17 protein-coding genes are annotated in these 13,928 nt (G+C 65.8%); 14 read left to right on the top strand and 3 right to left on the bottom strand.

All coding sequences use genetic code 11. From position 1 onward, the window contains the following. Positions 1 to 12: 12 nt before the first annotated feature. Entirely contained in the window at positions 13 to 681 is a 669-nt protein-coding gene (locus ACIPHN_RS02760) for a GntR family transcriptional regulator (RefSeq protein ID WP_400432375.1), read from the bottom strand. A 151-nt stretch (positions 682 to 832) separates the two neighbouring features. Here ACIPHN_RS02760 and dctP point away from each other — a divergent pair, with 151 nt between their 5' ends. The 14 genes from dctP (at position 833) to ACIPHN_RS02690 (ending at position 12,573) form a co-directional block, all read left to right on the top strand. Then, entirely contained in the window at positions 833 to 1,855 is a 1,023-nt protein-coding gene (gene dctP, locus ACIPHN_RS02755; RefSeq protein WP_400432372.1) for a TRAP transporter substrate-binding protein DctP, read from the top strand. Continuing rightward, positions 1,852 to 2,433, top strand: coding sequence for a TRAP transporter small permease (locus ACIPHN_RS02750; protein WP_400432369.1), 582 nt, complete (start codon positions 1,852 to 1,854; stop codon positions 2,431 to 2,433). Before dctP ends, ACIPHN_RS02750 begins: the two co-directional genes overlap by 4 nt. Next, positions 2,430 to 3,779: a TRAP transporter large permease gene (locus tag ACIPHN_RS02745; RefSeq protein WP_198983455.1), complete on the top strand. Its 1,350-nt coding sequence runs from the start codon at positions 2,430 to 2,432 to the stop codon at positions 3,777 to 3,779. Before ACIPHN_RS02750 ends, ACIPHN_RS02745 begins: the two co-directional genes overlap by 4 nt. Then, positions 3,780 to 5,447: a malonate decarboxylase subunit alpha gene (gene mdcA, locus ACIPHN_RS02740; RefSeq protein WP_400432365.1), complete on the top strand. Its 1,668-nt coding sequence runs from the start codon at positions 3,780 to 3,782 to the stop codon at positions 5,445 to 5,447. A gap of 39 nt (positions 5,448 to 5,486) precedes the next feature. Next, positions 5,487 to 5,801, top strand: a complete 315-nt coding sequence (gene mdcC / locus ACIPHN_RS02735; protein WP_400432362.1) for a malonate decarboxylase acyl carrier protein — start codon at positions 5,487 to 5,489, stop codon at positions 5,799 to 5,801. After that, on the top strand, positions 5,798 to 6,694 hold the full coding sequence (locus ACIPHN_RS02730; RefSeq protein WP_400432359.1) for a biotin-independent malonate decarboxylase subunit beta: 897 nt from the start codon (positions 5,798 to 5,800) through the stop codon (positions 6,692 to 6,694). Before mdcC ends, ACIPHN_RS02730 begins: the two co-directional genes overlap by 4 nt. Positions 6,695 to 6,703: 9 nt before the next feature. After that, positions 6,704 to 7,459 (top strand): biotin-independent malonate decarboxylase subunit gamma, encoded by a 756-nt coding sequence (mdcE, locus tag ACIPHN_RS02725; RefSeq protein ID WP_400432356.1) that lies wholly within the window; start codon positions 6,704 to 6,706, stop codon positions 7,457 to 7,459. Continuing rightward, positions 7,459 to 8,166, top strand: coding sequence for a malonate decarboxylase holo-[acyl-carrier-protein] synthase (gene mdcG, locus ACIPHN_RS02720; protein ID WP_400432353.1), 708 nt, complete (start codon positions 7,459 to 7,461; stop codon positions 8,164 to 8,166). Before mdcE ends, mdcG begins: the two co-directional genes overlap by 1 nt. Continuing rightward, complete coding sequence (mdcB, locus tag ACIPHN_RS02715) at positions 8,154 to 9,089, top strand: triphosphoribosyl-dephospho-CoA synthase MdcB (protein WP_400432351.1); 936 nt, start codon at positions 8,154 to 8,156, stop codon at positions 9,087 to 9,089. Before mdcG ends, mdcB begins: the two co-directional genes overlap by 13 nt. Then, positions 9,086 to 10,030 carry an ACP S-malonyltransferase gene (locus ACIPHN_RS02710; RefSeq protein WP_400432348.1) on the top strand — a complete coding sequence of 315 codons (945 nt, stop codon included), beginning with the start codon at positions 9,086 to 9,088 and terminating at the stop codon, positions 10,028 to 10,030. Before mdcB ends, ACIPHN_RS02710 begins: the two co-directional genes overlap by 4 nt. 225 nt (positions 10,031 to 10,255) lie before the next feature. After that, positions 10,256 to 10,504, top strand: coding sequence for a DUF6139 family protein (locus ACIPHN_RS02705; RefSeq protein WP_400432345.1), 249 nt, complete (start codon positions 10,256 to 10,258; stop codon positions 10,502 to 10,504). A 50-nt stretch (positions 10,505 to 10,554) separates the two neighbouring features. Continuing rightward, complete coding sequence (locus tag ACIPHN_RS02700) at positions 10,555 to 10,797, top strand: hypothetical protein (protein WP_400432342.1); 243 nt, start codon at positions 10,555 to 10,557, stop codon at positions 10,795 to 10,797. Between the two features lie 179 nt (positions 10,798 to 10,976). After that, positions 10,977 to 11,909: a 2-hydroxyacid dehydrogenase gene (locus ACIPHN_RS02695; protein ID WP_400432339.1), complete on the top strand. Its 933-nt coding sequence runs from the start codon at positions 10,977 to 10,979 to the stop codon at positions 11,907 to 11,909. A 184-nt stretch (positions 11,910 to 12,093) separates the two neighbouring features. Beyond that, complete coding sequence (locus ACIPHN_RS02690; protein WP_400432336.1) at positions 12,094 to 12,573, top strand: acyl-CoA thioesterase; 480 nt, start codon at positions 12,094 to 12,096, stop codon at positions 12,571 to 12,573. A gap of 71 nt (positions 12,574 to 12,644) precedes the next feature. Here the strand turns inward: ACIPHN_RS02690 and ACIPHN_RS02685 are convergent, their stop codons facing one another. Both ACIPHN_RS02685 and ACIPHN_RS02680 read right to left on the bottom strand, forming a co-directional pair. Further along, the gene (locus ACIPHN_RS02685) at positions 12,645 to 13,439 is read right to left on the bottom strand and encodes a 2-keto-4-pentenoate hydratase (protein ID WP_400432333.1); all 795 of its coding nucleotides are present in this window, start codon (positions 13,437 to 13,439) and stop codon (positions 12,645 to 12,647) included. 31 nt (positions 13,440 to 13,470) lie between these two features. After that, positions 13,471 to 13,917, bottom strand: coding sequence for a CopD family protein (locus ACIPHN_RS02680; RefSeq protein WP_400432330.1), 447 nt, complete (start codon positions 13,915 to 13,917; stop codon positions 13,471 to 13,473). Between the last annotated feature and the right edge of the window lie 11 nt (positions 13,918 to 13,928).

Genomic DNA, 13,928 nt, shown 5'->3' with positions numbered 1-13,928 from the left:
TCATCCGCTGGCTCAGGCGGCCGATTTCAACTGGTGCAGCGACGCCACCAGGTCGGCAAAGCGCTGGCCCTGGATCATGATGTGCTGGCGCAGCACCTCCACGGTCCTGTCGGCATCACCGGCGATGATGGCCTCGACGGCGGCCTGGTGTTCATCGAAGGACATCTTCAGGCGATCGCGCACCCGCAGCTGCAGGCGGCGATAGGGCCGCAGGCGACGATGTAGGGCGCGGGCCTGCTCGGCCAGGAAGCGGTTGTGGCTGCCAGCGTAGATGTGGTCGTGGAAGGCCTCGTTGAGATAGAAATAGGCATCCGGATCGCTGGCGTCACGCGCGGCCTGGCAGGCCTGGTGCGCCGCCTGCAGCTCGGCATGCTCGGCCGGCGTCATGCGCCGCGCCGCCAGGCGGCCACACATGGCCTCGAATTCGGCCATCACTTCAAACATCTCGATCAATTGCTCCGGGCCGATCTCGGCCACGATGGCGCCGCGTCGCGGTCGCATCTCGACGATACCCATCGAGGCCAGCTGGATCAGGGCCTCGCGGATGGGCGTGCGCGAGACGCCGAATTCCTCGGCCAGCGAGGTTTCATCCAGGTGCTGGCCCGGGGCCAGCTTGCCGACGGCGATCTGCTCTTCGATCGATTCGCGCAGGGTTTCGGAACGGGTCTTTGGCGTGTCCATGGTCATGTTGCCTTTAAAGCAATCATTGTAAAGGGGAGTGCGCTTTACGGGATTAATGCTTGACAATGTATGCGTTTCCTAAGAAATTGTATACACGATGAGAGCATAAAAACACACGCAGCATCCATCAATCCCTGGAGGAGACCCCACCATGACCGCAATGACCCGCCGCCATTTCCTTGGCGCCCTGGCTGCAGCCCCGCTCGTGACCGGCATGCCGGCTGCCTGGGCGCAGAGCACCAACCTGAAGATCTCGCACCAGTTTCCGGGTGGCACGATCACCGAGGGTGACTTCCGCGACCGTCTGGTCCGCCTGTTCGCCCAACAGGTCAGCGAGCGCACCAAGGGCGCGCTGAAGTTCGAGATCTATCCCGGCTCGTCGCTGATGAAGACCAATGCGCAGTTCTCGGCCATGCGCAAGGGTGCGCTGGACATGTCGCTGGTGCCGCTGAACTATGCCGGCGGCGAAGTCCCGGAAACCAATATCGGCCTGATGCCCGGCCTGGTGACGTCCTACCAGCAGGGTGCGGCCTGGAAGAATGCCGAAGTCGGCAAGGAACTGGCCCGCGTGCTGGGCGAGAAGGGCGTGGTCATCGTCAGCTGGATCTGGCAGGCCGGTGGCGTGGCCTCGCGCGGCAAGCCCATCGTCGATCCCGCCGATGCCAAGGGCATGAAGGTGCGCGGCGGCTCGCGCGAGATGGACCTGATCCTCAAGGAAGCCGGTGCCGCCGTGGTGACGCTGCCTTCCAATGAAATCTACGCGGCCATGCAGACCGGCGCGATGGATGCGGCGATGACCTCGTCGACCTCCTTCATGTCCTTCCGCCTGGAGGAAGTGGCCAAGGCCTTGACCACCGGACGCGACAAAGCCTACTGGTACATGTTCGAGCCGCTGATGATGTCCAAGGCCGTCTTCGAGCGCCTGCCCAAGGATCAGCAAGCGGTCATCATGGCCGTCGGCGCCGAGATGGAGCAGTTCGCCACCAAGGCCGCCCAGGCCGACGATATCGCCGTGGCCCAGGTCTACCAGAAGGCCGGCGCCAAGGTGGTCGACCTCAATGCCGAGGTCGTCAAGAAGTGGCAGGACATCGCCCGCAATACCGCCTGGAAGGACTTCGCTGCACGCAACGCCAGCTGCGCCAAGCTGCTGGCCCTGGCGGAGAAAACCCTATGAGCCATGGTTTCGAGATGCCCGGCGCGGTCGCAGCGCGTCCGGCGGTGCCCGCCAGCGCCCCGGTGGCCTGGCTGGCGGCCATCCTGCAGGGCTATCACCGGGTGGCGGTGTTCCTGGGCATGATCGCCTTGCTGGTGACTTCCTGCATCCTCACCTATTCGGTGGTGGTGCGTTACTTCTTCCATCAGCCCACTGACTGGCAGGACGAGGCCTCGGTGTTCATGCTGGTGGGGGTGATCTTCCTGTGCTCGGCGCATGTGCAGTCGTTGCGCGGGCATATCGGCATCGAAGCCCTGGCGGGTTTGCTCTCGCCGCTGGCCAACCGCATCCGCATGTTCATCGTCGACCTGCTGTCGTTAGTCTTTTGCGCCTTCTTCACCTGGAAATCCTGGACGCTGTTCCATGAAGCCTGGGTTGAAGGCCAGACCACCTCCTCGACCTTTGCACCGCCGCTGTGGATCCCGTATTCGCTGATGGCGCTGGGCATGACCATGCTGACCCTGCAATTGCTGGTGCAGGTGCTGGTGCGCATCACTGGTACCGTGCCGGCGCAACAGGCACAGGGAGGTGTGCAATGAGTCCGCTGACCCTGGGAGTGCTCTATGGCGTGGTCACCATCCTGGTGATGTGTTCGGGCATGCCGATCGCCTTCGCCCTGGGCGTGGTGGCGACCGGCTTCATGTACTTCTTCATGCCGGAATCCGCGCTCGATACCATCACGCAAAACGTCTACGAGGAAATCGCCTCGATCACCTTGCTCTCCATACCGCTGTTCATCCTGAAGGGGGCGGCGATCGGCAAGTCACCGGCCGGCAAGGACCTGTATTCGGCCATCCACGCGTGGCTCAACAAGGTCCCGGGTGGCCTGGGTATCGCCAACGTGTTTGCCTGCGCGCTGTTTGCCGCCATGGCGGGTTCGTCGCCGGCGACCTGCTCGGCCATCGGTTCGGCCGGCATTCCCGAGATGCGCCGTCGCGGCTACTCGCCCGGGTTTGCGGCCGGCATCATCGCCGCCGGTGGCACGCTGGGCATCCTGCTGCCGCCCTCGATCACCATGATCCTGTACGCGGTGGCGGCCGAGCAGTCGCTGGGCCGGCTGTTCCTGGCCGGCATCGGTCCGGGCGTGCTGCTGGTGATCCTGTTTGCCGGCTATGCCGTCTACCGGGCCCGCAAGGAGTACAAGCTGGCGCATGCGGTCTACAGCGCCGGTGGCGCCAAGTCGGCCTACCTGGATGACGAGCATTTCACGCTGGCGCAGAAGGTCGAGATGCTGCCCCGCGTGCTGCCCTTCCTGGTCCTGCTGATCGGTGTGATGGTGGCGCTCTATGGCGGTCTAGCGACGCCTTCCGAGACCGCCGGCCTGGGTGCGCTGCTGGCGCTGGTGCTGATCGCCATCGTCTATCGCATCTACAAGCCGCGTGACATTGCTCCCTTCCTCAGTTCGACCATCAAGGAGTCCGGCATGCTGCTGCTGATCATCGGCATGTCGCTGCTGTATTCCTACGTGATGAGCTACCTGCACATCAGCCAGTCGGCGGCGCAGTGGGTGGTGGACCTGCACCTGTCGAAGTGGCTGCTGCTGGCGGTGATCCTGGCGATGGTGATCGTGCTGGGCTTCTTCCTGCCCCCGGTGTCGATCATCCTGATGACCGCGCCCATCATCCTGCCACCGCTGAAGGCGGCCGGTTTCGACCTGATCTGGTTCGGCATCGTCATGACGGTGGTCATGGAGATGGGCCTGATTCACCCGCCGGTGGGGCTGAACCTGTTCGTGATCAAGAACATCGCACCCGATATCGCGCTAGGTGACGTGATCAAGGGTACGATTCCTTTCCTGGCGCTGATGTTCCTCGCGGTCCTGCTCTTGTGCATGTTCCCGGGCATCGCGACCGTATTGCCTGACCTGTTGATGGGAGCCAAGTAAATGAGTGGTAACGAACGCGTGTGGAACGCGCGCCAGAAGAACCGTGAGCAACGGCTGGCACGCGCCACCGCCGCACTGGGCAGCCAGTTGCAGGGCAAGATCGCCCCTGCGGAAAAACTGGCCGAGCTGCTCTATGCGGTGCTGGAAAACGGTGACCGTGTCTGTGTCGAGGGCAACAACCAGAAGCAGGCCGACTTCCTGGCCAAGGGCCTGGCTGCACTCGACCCGGCGCGGGTGAACGGCTTGCACATGCTGTTCTCGGTGCTGGCCTTGCCGGAACACCTGGACGTGTTCGAGAAGGGCATCGCCGACCGGCTGGATTTTTCCTTCTCCGGCCCGCAGGCCGGCCGCCTGGCCAAGCTGGCCTCGGCCGGCAAGCTCAACATCGGCGCCATCCATACCTACCTGGAGCTGTTCGGGCGCTACTTCGTCGACCTCACACCCCGCGTGGCGCTGGTGGCCGCGCAGGCGGCCGACCGGCACGGCAATCTCTATACCGGCCCGAATACTGAAGATACGCCCGCCATTGCCGAAGCGACGGCCTTCTCCAGCGGCATCGTCATCGCCCAGGTCAACGAGATCGTCGATGAACTGCCGCGCGTGGATATCCCGGCCGACTGGGTGGGATTTGCCATCAAGGCGCCCACGCCGCACTACATCGAACCGCTGTTCACCCGCGACCCGGCGCAGATCTCCGAGATCCAGGTGCTGATGGCGATGATGGCCATCAAGGGCATCTATGCCGAGTACGGCGTGCAGCGCCTGAACCATGGCATCGGTTTCGATACCGCCGCCATCGAGCTGATCCTGCCGACCTATGCCGAGTCGCTGGGCCTGCGCGGCAAGATCTGCAAGCACTGGGCCTTGAACCCGCACCCGGCACTGATCCCGGCGATCGAGGCCGGCTTCGTGGAATCGATCCACTCGTTTGGCTCCGAGCTGGGCATGGAAGACTACATCCGCGCCCGGCCCGATATCTTCTTCGTCGGCCCCGACGGCTCCATGCGCAGCAACCGTGCCTTCTCGCAGACGGCCGGCCACTACGGCTGCGACATGTTCATCGGTTCGACGCTGCAGATCGACCTGCAGGGCAATTCCTCCACGGCCACGCTGGGCCGCATCGCCGGCTTTGGCGGCGCGCCCAACATGGGGGCCGATGCACGCGGCCGTCGCCATGCCAGCGAGGCCTGGCTCAAGGCCGGCCAGCAGGCGCGCGCCGGACGCAATACCATCCCGCGCGGCCAGAAGCTGGTGGTGCAGACGGTGGAAACCTTCCGCGAGCACATGCAGCCGGCCTTCGTCGAGAAGCTCGATGCCTGGCAACTGGGCGAACAGGCCAAGATGCCGATCCCGCCGGTGATGATCTATGGCGACGACGTCACCCATATCCTCACCGAAGAAGGCATCGCCAACCTGCTGCTGTGCCGCACCGAAGAAGAGCGCGAGCAAGCCATCCGTGGCGTAGCCGGCTACACCGCCGTGGGCCTGGGCCGCGACAAGCGCATGGTGGAAAACCTGCGTGACCGGGGCATCATCCGCCGCGCCGAGGACATGGGCATCGACAAGCGCCTGGCCACGCGGGACTTGCTGGCGGCCAAGAACATGAAAGACCTGGTACGCGCCTCCGGCGGGCTGTACAACCCGCCAAAGCGTTTCCGTAACTGGTAGGCAACGGCTAAGCAATCGATAAGCAATCGGAAGAACACGATGGAAACTTTGACTTTTCGCTTTGAAAACGGCCAGCGCCGCCTCAAGGCCGCGCCCGAACTGGTGGGTGTGGTCAGCTCCGGCAACCTGGAAGTGCTGATCGAGAACGCCGACCTCAAGGGCGCCTGCGCCATCGAGATCAAGACCGCCGCGCGCGGTTTCGGCGCCATCTGGGAAGCGGTGATGACCGACTTCCAGCAGCGCTGGCATCTGGCCGATACACGCATTTCGATCAATGACATGGGCGCCACGCCCGCCGTGGTCAGCCTGCGGCTGGACCAGGCCGTGGAAGCCATGGTGGAGGAGGGCCAATGAGCGCAAGCTATCTGGAAGCCACCGCGCGCGAGCGCATCCTGGCCGTGCTCGATGCCGGCAGTTTCACCGAACTGCTGCCGCCCGCGCAGCGGGTGGTCAGTCCCCACCTGGGGCAGCTGGATGCGCCGGTGTCCTTTGACGACGGCGTCATCATCGGCGAAGGCCAGCTCGGCGGTCGTGCCGTCATGGCCGCGGCGCAAGAGGGCGGATTCATGGGCGGTGCCGTGGGCGAGGTGCATGGCGCCAAGCTGGTCGGCCTGCTCAAGCGCGCCATCCGCAAGCAGGCCGCTGGCGTGGTACTGCTGCTGGAAACCGGCGGCGTGCGCCTGCATGAGGCCAATGCCGGCTTGATCGCCGTCTCGGAAGTGATGCGCGCGGTACTGGAGGCACGTGCCGCCGGTATCCCCGTGATCGTGCTGGTGGGCGGCGCCAATGGCTGCTTCGGCGGCATGGGCATCGTGGCGCGCTGCGCCAACACCATCATCATGTCCGAGGAAGGGCGGCTGGCCATGTCCGGTCCCGAGGTGATCGAGACGGCCAACGGCGTGGAGGAATTCGATTCGCGCGACCGCGCCCTGGTCTGGCGCACCACCGGTGGCAAGCATCGCTACCTGATCGGCGATTGCCAGCAACTGGTGGGCGATGATACCGAGGCTTTCCGCCAGGCCGCCATTGCTGCCCTGGCCGATGCTGGTCCGGCGCCGCTGACGCTGTCGGCCTTGCAGGCCGAGCAGGAGACGCTGCGCCGGCGCATCGCCGTCTTCGGTGATGCCGACGACCCCATGGATATCTGGGCCGAACTGGGCGTGCCCGCACCGCAAGCGGTGCCGATGCTGGAGGCCGAGGCCTTCACTGCCATGGCCGAGAGCCATCGCATCCCGTTCAATGCCTGAGAGGACAGCATGACCCAAGCCGCAACTTCCGCAGCCCAGGCTGCCCCCGGCCAGGTGGACTGGCGCGCGCTGGCGCAGACCCTGTTTCCGCAGGGCCAGCAGATCAGCGAGAAGGACAATTTCCTTTCCGGTACCGCCCAGGTCGATGGCGCCACCGTCACCGTGGTCGGCACCACCGGCCACACCCCCATCGGCATCGAGATCGCGCTGGCGCAGGCCGCCGCCATTCTCGATACCGTGCGCGAGCATCCCGGCCGCGCCATCGTGATCCTGGTCGATACCCAGGGCCAGCGCCTGCGTCATCGCGACGAGATGCTGGGCATCAACAGCTACATGGCGCATCTTGGCAAGTGTGTGGAACTGGCACGCCGCCAGGGCCATCGCGTGGTCGGGCTGGTCTATGACCAGGCGCTCTCGGGTGGCTTCATTACCAGCGGTCTCATTGCCGATGCCTGCTACGCCTTGCCCGAGGCGACCATCCGCGTCATGGGCCTGCCGGCCATGGCACGCATCACCAAGGTACCGGAAGAACGCCTGACCGAACTGGCCAGGAGCAATCCGGTCTTCGCCCCGGGGCCGGAAAACTACCAGCGCATGGGTGGCGTGGCCGAGATCTGGAATGGCGACCTGGCGCAGGCACTGCGCGATGCGCTGTCGGTGGACCGCAGCGCCGATACGCGCGCCGCCGTCGGCCAGCAGCGTGGTGGTCGCAAATGGGCGCAGCGCGTGATCGAGGCGGTCGCCAACGACGCGCCGCTGAACTGATGTTGCCGCGTCATCACCTGCTCTGGCTCAGCGATGCCGGCTGGGTGCGTCTGCAACAGGAGGCCGGCGATGAACGCCAGCATGCCGCACTGCTGCACTGGCAGCGCATGCGCTGGCCGGTGGTCGTGCGGCGTGCCGATGCGGATGCCGGGGTGGATGACATTTGCGCAGGCATCGCCCTGCCGCCGGATGCGCAGGGCAACAAGCCGCGCATCGCCTTGCGCGTACGGCCCGATGAGATCGCCGGCCGTCGCGCGCCTTTCCTGTTGCGCGACATAGCGGCGGCCAATCTGAGCGGCCTGCCCGCTGCGTGGCAGCCTGGCATGACGGAGTTGCAGCAGCACCTGGAACGCGCCGGCATCGCCATGGCGGTGTTCGGCTCGCTGGCCTGGCAAGCCGTGACGGCCCAGCCCTATGTGCGCAGCAGTTCCGACATCGACCTGCTGTTCGTGCCGCACAGCCGGGCGCAATTGCGCGAGGGCGTGCGCCTGCTGGCCTGGCAGGCAATGTTCCTGCCGCTGGATGGCGAGATCGTGTTCCCCGATGGCGCCGCGGTGTCGTGGAAGGAATGGCGTCAGGTGGCCGTCCTGGGCGGCGACGAGGCGGGCCGGGTGCTGGTCAAGCGCTTACATGCCGTCGCGCTGGAGTCGGTGGGTGCCCTGGTCGCCGGCCTGCCCGAGCAGGAACGACAGCCATGCGCCGCCTGAACACCCATCCCGCCACGCTGGCAACAAGCGCGCCGCATCACATGCAGCAACGCCGCCTGGCGCGCGAGAACCAGGCATTCTGCCGCACCCTGGCGCGCCTGGCGGTGCGCAGCCTGCACCAGGAGCTGGTGCTCTATCCCAAGCCGGGTCTGGTCTCGCTGGTGGACAATGGCAGTCATGCCGACATGACGGCGACCACCTTCCTGCGCAGCCTCTTTTCGCTGCGCCATTACTTTGCCCGGATCGCCCTGGCCGGGCTGGAGGGCGCGCCCTTCCACAGCCTGCAGCGCCTGGCCATCAGCGCCGAGGAGCGCATGTTGCGCGCCACCGGCGGCGTCAATACGCATCGCGGTGCGATCTTTGCGCTGGGCATGCTATGCGCCGCCATGGCCTATTGCCGTGGCCGCAAGATGCCGCTGCAGCCGGCCACCGTGCGCGCGACGCTGCTGATCCAGTGGGGCGATGCGCTGGCGCGACATAGCGGCGCGAGCGTCGCCAGCGGAGCTCGCAGCCATGGACAACGCGTCGCCGTGGAGCACGCCGTGGGCGGTGCGCGCGAAGAGGGCGCGCTGGGTTTTCCCGCCGTCTTCGAGGTGGCTTTGCCGCAATTGCAGCAGACGCTGGCCCAGGGCCGTCGCTGGCACGATGCCAAGATCGATGCCCTGTTCGCCCTGATGGCGCATATCAGCGATACCAATGTCTATCACCGGGGGGGCGCCGATGGCGCGACACTGGTGCTCCAGCGCAGCGCCGCCTTCCTGGCCGCGGGCGGCACGGCCAGTGCAGACTGGGAAGCCCGGGCGCTGGCGTGTCATCGCCTCTTCGTGGCGCGTCGCCTGTCACCCGGTGGCGCGGCCGACCTGCTGGCAGCGGCCTGCCTGATGCACCAGGCCAGCCAGCTGGACAGTCGCAGCCCGCCATGACGATGCGCCTGGCGATTCTTTGCCCGGGGCAGGGCGGCCAGCATCCCGGCATGTTCGATCTGCTGCGCGAGGATGCGCAGGCCGCCGGATTCCTGTCCCGCTGTGACCTGGACCGTCTGCTCAAGGCGCCGCTGGCCCAGGTACTGGCCGACCCGGCGCAGTTGTTTGCCAATATCTGCGCCCAGCCGCTGATCGTGGCCGCCCAACTGGCCACCTGGCAGGCCTTGCGTGCAGAGCTGGAGACTATCGCCGGCGCGCCTGCGGTAGTGGCTGGCTATAGCGTCGGCGAGTTGTCCGCCTATGCGATTGCCGGTGTCTTCGATGCAAGCGCCACCGTGACGCTGGCGGCGCGCCGTGCGGCGCTCATGAGCGAGGCCGCTGCCGCCGCGCCGGCCCAGGGCCTGATGTCGTTCGGCGGGATGGCGGTGGATGCCTTGCAAGCCCGCCTGCAGTCCCAGGGCGCCCACGCCGCCATCGTCACCGGCGCCGATACCCTGATTGCAGGCGGCCTGAACGCTGCCTTGCAGGCCGCCGCCACCGCGCTGGCCGGGCAAGGCGTGCGCAGTGCGGCCTTGCCGATCGGGCTGGCATCCCACACCCCCCTGATGCACGAGGCGGTAGCCCCCTTCCTGGCTGAGCTGGACGCCATGGCCGTCCATGCCCCCGCCATGCCGCTCCTGGCCGGCGTAAGCGGGCAGGGCATTGCCGACGGCGGGCAGGCGCGCCAGCTGCTGGCGCGTCAGTTGACCGAGACCATCCAGTGGGCTGCCTGCATGGATGCCTGCGTCGAGCGTGGCGTCACCGTCGCGCTGGAGCTGGGGCCGGGGAGTGCGCTCTCGCGCATGCTGCGTGAGCGGCATCCCCATATCCAGTGCCGTTCGCTGGCTGATTTTCGCAGCCTGACGGGCTTGCTCTCCTGGCTGCGCCGCCAGGCGGACTGACCGATGCTGGCATTTCGTCCGAAGCGCTGGCAAGCGCTCCTGGCAGGTGCTATGGTGAAACGAGAGGCGTACGCGAGCTTGCTGTCGGACAAGGCCGACAGTGCATGCCGCTTTCTGTAGCCCCGGCCGTCCGCACGGTGAACCTATGCCGGCACGGCCAGTCGCATCTCAGGATGCGCCCGCTACGGCGTTGCGCCATTGATCAACCCGACCAGGAGGCCAATGATGAAAGTCGATGTGTACAAGCGCCCGGATGCCGATGGATTGTTTTCCTATCTCGTCCTTCCCCACCAGCGAGCCATGCCGGAAGAGGTGACCAATACCGACTGGGTGATCCACGAGCGCAACGTGGATTTCGAGCGCGATGGCAAGCGGCATTTCACCCTGCAGGCCGAGGATGCCTTCCTGCAGATCGGTGAAAAGGGCTACGCCATCACACATCTGAGTGACCGTGCCGGCGACGGCGCTGCCTGAGCGCGGCAGTGCCGCCATGTCCAGCCAGACAGGAGCAAAGGAGACAGACCATGCCAACCGAACATGTAGGTGACTATGAGGTTGTGTATTCCGGTGTACGGGTGATCGGCGGGGAGGAGTGGGTGGCGCAGGTGGCCATCTTCGGGCATTCGACCAATCCCATGCATCGCAATCCGGTATTCCCCGCCCAGCGGGTGCTGGCCGAACAGACCTTTGCCGATGAAAAATCGGCTGAACAGGGTGCCCGCCAGGTCGCCCATGACATGCTGGACAAGCAGCACGTCCATCACTGACTCCGACAGCGATGGCGTCTCGCCAGCCGGGCCCGGTTGCCTTGCGCACCGGGCCTTGTCATTGGTGGCATGGAATTCGCATGGAGATAGCGGCCCCGCCTCTGCGGCCAAGATGCAGGATTCGCAATAGAATGTCGGGCATTGTGTATTTTCCTTCACTGCACCACCAGACCGACTCCATGAAACCGCCCTTACTCGTCCTGATCCACCTCTCCGAAGAGAGCACCGCTACCATCGCCGCCCACTACGACATCCTGTACGCCCCTGACCGCCCGCGGCGCGACGAGATGATCGCCGGCCCGGCCAGGAAAGTGGCGGTGGTGCTGACCAATGGTTCTACCGGCCTGACTGCCGACGAGATGCGCGCCTTGCCGCATCTGCAACTGGTGTGCGCGCTGGGCGCCGGATTCGAGAACATCGACGCCGCCCACGCCCAGGCCCATGGCATCGAGATCGCCACCGGTGCCGGCACCAACGAGGATTGCGTGGCTGACCATGCGCTGGCACTGCTGCTGGCCACCATGCGCCATATCCCGGTGCTGGACCGCTATACCCGCGACGGCGGCTGGCGCGATGCCATCCCCTTGCAACCGCAATTGACGGGCAAGCGCGTGGGCATCGTCGGCATGGGCAATATCGGCAAGAAGATCGCCCGCCGCGCGGCCGCCTTCGATACCGAGATCGGCTACTGCAACCGCAAGAAGCGCGACGATGTCGATTTCCACTACTTCCCGGACGTGGCCCAGCTGGCCGCTTGGGCTGATTGCCTCATCGTGGCCGCTCCGGGTGGTGCCCAGACGCAGCACCTGATCAATGCCCGCGTGATCGAGGAACTGGGCCCCCGGGGCTATCTGGTCAATATCGGTCGCGGCAGCGTGGTCGATACCGGGGCCCTGGCCCTGGCCCTGTTGGCGGGCCGCCTGGCCGGCGCCGGACTGGATGTCTACGAAGGCGAACCCAAGCCGCCGGCGGCCCTCATCGGCCTGCCCAATGTGGTGCTCACGCCGCACATCGCCGGCTGGTCGCCGGAAGCCATCAGTGCCTCGGTGCAGCAGTTCCTGCGCAATTGCCAGGAGCACTTTGCCGCAGCCGAGCCGGTGGTACGGGCCTGAGCCTGAACGCGAGTTTTTTTGCCATGCCGGCCCGCACTGGCAGATAATACGGGCCGCATACGGGGTGCTTTCCTCCACGAACGCCCCCGGGGCCGGCGCATGGGCGTGACAGACGCCCAGCGCCGGCCTGCGCAAGCATGACCATTCCAACCATCGCCACAATCAACAGAGAGAGCCAAGCATCATGGATCTGCCATCTCACCAACTCACCATGACGGTCCTGATGACGCCGGACATGGCCAATTTCGCCGGCAACGTCCACGGGGGCACCATCCTGAAGCTGCTGGACCAGGTCGCCTATGCCTGCGGCAGCCGCTACGCCGCCCAGTACGTGGTGACCCTGTCGGTCGACCAGGTCATGTTCCGCCAGCCCATCCACGTGGGCGAACTGGTGACCTTCCTGGCCAGCGTCAACCACACCGGCACGTCCTCCATGGAAATCGGCATCAAGGTGGTGGCCGAGAACATCCGCACCCAGGAGACGCGCCACGTCAACAGCTGCTTCTTCACCATGGTGGCCGTGGACGACCAGCGCAAGCCGATTCCGGTGCCGCCGCTGCGCCCCTTCTCGCAAGAGGAAAAGCGTCGTTTCGAGGCCGCCGTCATCCGCAAGTCGCTGCGCCAGGAGCTGGCGCGCCGCTACGATGAGGTCAAGCCGGGTTGAGTCTCCCCGGTGTGGCAAACAAAAAAGGATGAGCACGGCTCATCCTTTTTTCATGGTGGCAGGGAAGGATCTCAGTCGAGATGCACCGTCACCGAGCCCAGCACACCCAGTTCGGCGCGCACGGTCAGGCCGGCACGCACCGGCATGGGGACGATGGTCGAGCCGGTCGCCACGACATGGCCGGCGCCCAGCGTCAAGCCATGCTGGCGCAATTCATTGGCCAGCCAGGTGAGCGCCACGCGCGGGTCGCCCAGCACCTGGGCACCGCTGCCGGCACGCTCTTCACCGTTGTCCAGGATGGCCGTGGTGGTCAGTGCGGCCAGATCCAGCGAGCGCCAGTCCACATTGGCCGGGGCGCCCAGCACGAACTGGTCGGCGCAGCTGTTGTCGGCGATCAGTTGTTCGGCGCCGACCTGGCGGAAGTTGTCGTAGCGGCTATCGGGGATCTCGATGGCGGGATGCACCGAGCCGACCGCGGCCAGCACCTCTTCCTGGGTATAGGGGGTGGCACGCGGCGGCAGCGACTCGCGCATGCGAAAGGCCACCTCCACCTCAATCACGCTCATGAGGCTGTTGCCCAGGGCCACGCGCGAGCCATTGCGATGGATACGCTCGGCCAGCAGCCGCCCGGCCAGCGGCGCCGTGATGTTGAGCAGTTGCTGTCCACCCGGTCCGGTGGCGCCGATCTTCCAGCCGGCCAGGGGCGCAAAGCTGCGGGTCTCCAGGTGGCCCTGGATGTCATAGGCTTCCTGGCGGCTGCCTGGCTGCAGATGGGCCGGCAGTTGTGCGACACGGCGACCATGTGCCCAGCAATCCCACAGCAGGTCGGCTACCTCTTGTCGTTGTGATTCGGTCAGCACAGGCATTTCCCCTCTTGTCGTGTTGGATGTGGTGGATTCACGCCGCCAGCGGCCCCAGTACGCCGATGGCGATGGTCAGCAGGCCCAGGCACAGGTTCACGCTCACCAGCAGGCGCACCTGGCCCAGCGCGCGCGAGGCGCGATCCCAGTCCTGCTGCGCGGCGGCCAGCTTGAGGCGGCGGAACGGCGCGAAATAGATGTGGCCGAAGATCAGCATCATCACAACACCGATGCCGGCCATCGCATGCAGGTAGGGTGCATGGGCGCTGCCCAGCAGGGCCATCATGTGCATGCCGCTACCCAGCAGCAGGGCGATGGCGATCCATACCCAGGTGAAGAAGTTGCCCAGCACGGCCGCCATCAGCGTGAGCCGCTGCTCCGGCTGCAAGACTGCCAGCGCGGGACGCAAGGCCATGTGAGCAAAGAACATGCCGCCTACCCAGAGGGTCAGGCCAAGCAGGTGGAAGAATTTGGCGACCAGCATGTCTGTCCCAT

Origin of the sequence: Herbaspirillum sp. NPDC087042, from assembly GCF_044745245.1 — a bacterium.
GTDB lineage: Bacteria > Pseudomonadota > Gammaproteobacteria > Burkholderiales > Burkholderiaceae_D > Herbaspirillum.
Note: the sequence above shows the minus strand (reverse complement) of the source record. Positions and strands in the feature narration are given on the sequence as shown.

Coding starts and splice junctions, on each gene's coding strand:
- mdcE (WP_400432356.1), top strand. CDS start 6,704: ATGACCCAAGCCGCAACTTCCGCAGCCCAGGCTGCCCCCGGCCAGGTG.
- ACIPHN_RS02750 (WP_400432369.1), top strand. CDS start 1,852: ATGAGCCATGGTTTCGAGATGCCCGGCGCGGTCGCAGCGCGTCCGGCG.
- mdcB (WP_400432351.1), top strand. CDS start 8,154: ATGCGCCGCCTGAACACCCATCCCGCCACGCTGGCAACAAGCGCGCCG.
- ACIPHN_RS02745 (WP_198983455.1), top strand. CDS start 2,430: ATGAGTCCGCTGACCCTGGGAGTGCTCTATGGCGTGGTCACCATCCTG.
- ACIPHN_RS02700 (WP_400432342.1), top strand. CDS start 10,555: ATGCCAACCGAACATGTAGGTGACTATGAGGTTGTGTATTCCGGTGTA.
- ACIPHN_RS02685 (WP_400432333.1), bottom strand. CDS start 13,439: ATGCCTGTGCTGACCGAATCACAACGACAAGAGGTAGCCGACCTGCTG.
- mdcG (WP_400432353.1), top strand. CDS start 7,459: ATGTTGCCGCGTCATCACCTGCTCTGGCTCAGCGATGCCGGCTGGGTG.
- ACIPHN_RS02690 (WP_400432336.1), top strand. CDS start 12,094: ATGGATCTGCCATCTCACCAACTCACCATGACGGTCCTGATGACGCCG.
- ACIPHN_RS02680 (WP_400432330.1), bottom strand. CDS start 13,917: ATGCTGGTCGCCAAATTCTTCCACCTGCTTGGCCTGACCCTCTGGGTA.
- ACIPHN_RS02710 (WP_400432348.1), top strand. CDS start 9,086: ATGACGATGCGCCTGGCGATTCTTTGCCCGGGGCAGGGCGGCCAGCAT.
- ACIPHN_RS02705 (WP_400432345.1), top strand. CDS start 10,256: ATGAAAGTCGATGTGTACAAGCGCCCGGATGCCGATGGATTGTTTTCC.
- dctP (WP_400432372.1), top strand. CDS start 833: ATGACCGCAATGACCCGCCGCCATTTCCTTGGCGCCCTGGCTGCAGCC.
- mdcA (WP_400432365.1), top strand. CDS start 3,780: ATGAGTGGTAACGAACGCGTGTGGAACGCGCGCCAGAAGAACCGTGAG.
- ACIPHN_RS02695 (WP_400432339.1), top strand. CDS start 10,977: ATGAAACCGCCCTTACTCGTCCTGATCCACCTCTCCGAAGAGAGCACC.
- ACIPHN_RS02730 (WP_400432359.1), top strand. CDS start 5,798: ATGAGCGCAAGCTATCTGGAAGCCACCGCGCGCGAGCGCATCCTGGCC.
- mdcC (WP_400432362.1), top strand. CDS start 5,487: ATGGAAACTTTGACTTTTCGCTTTGAAAACGGCCAGCGCCGCCTCAAG.
- ACIPHN_RS02760 (WP_400432375.1), bottom strand. CDS start 681: ATGGACACGCCAAAGACCCGTTCCGAAACCCTGCGCGAATCGATCGAA.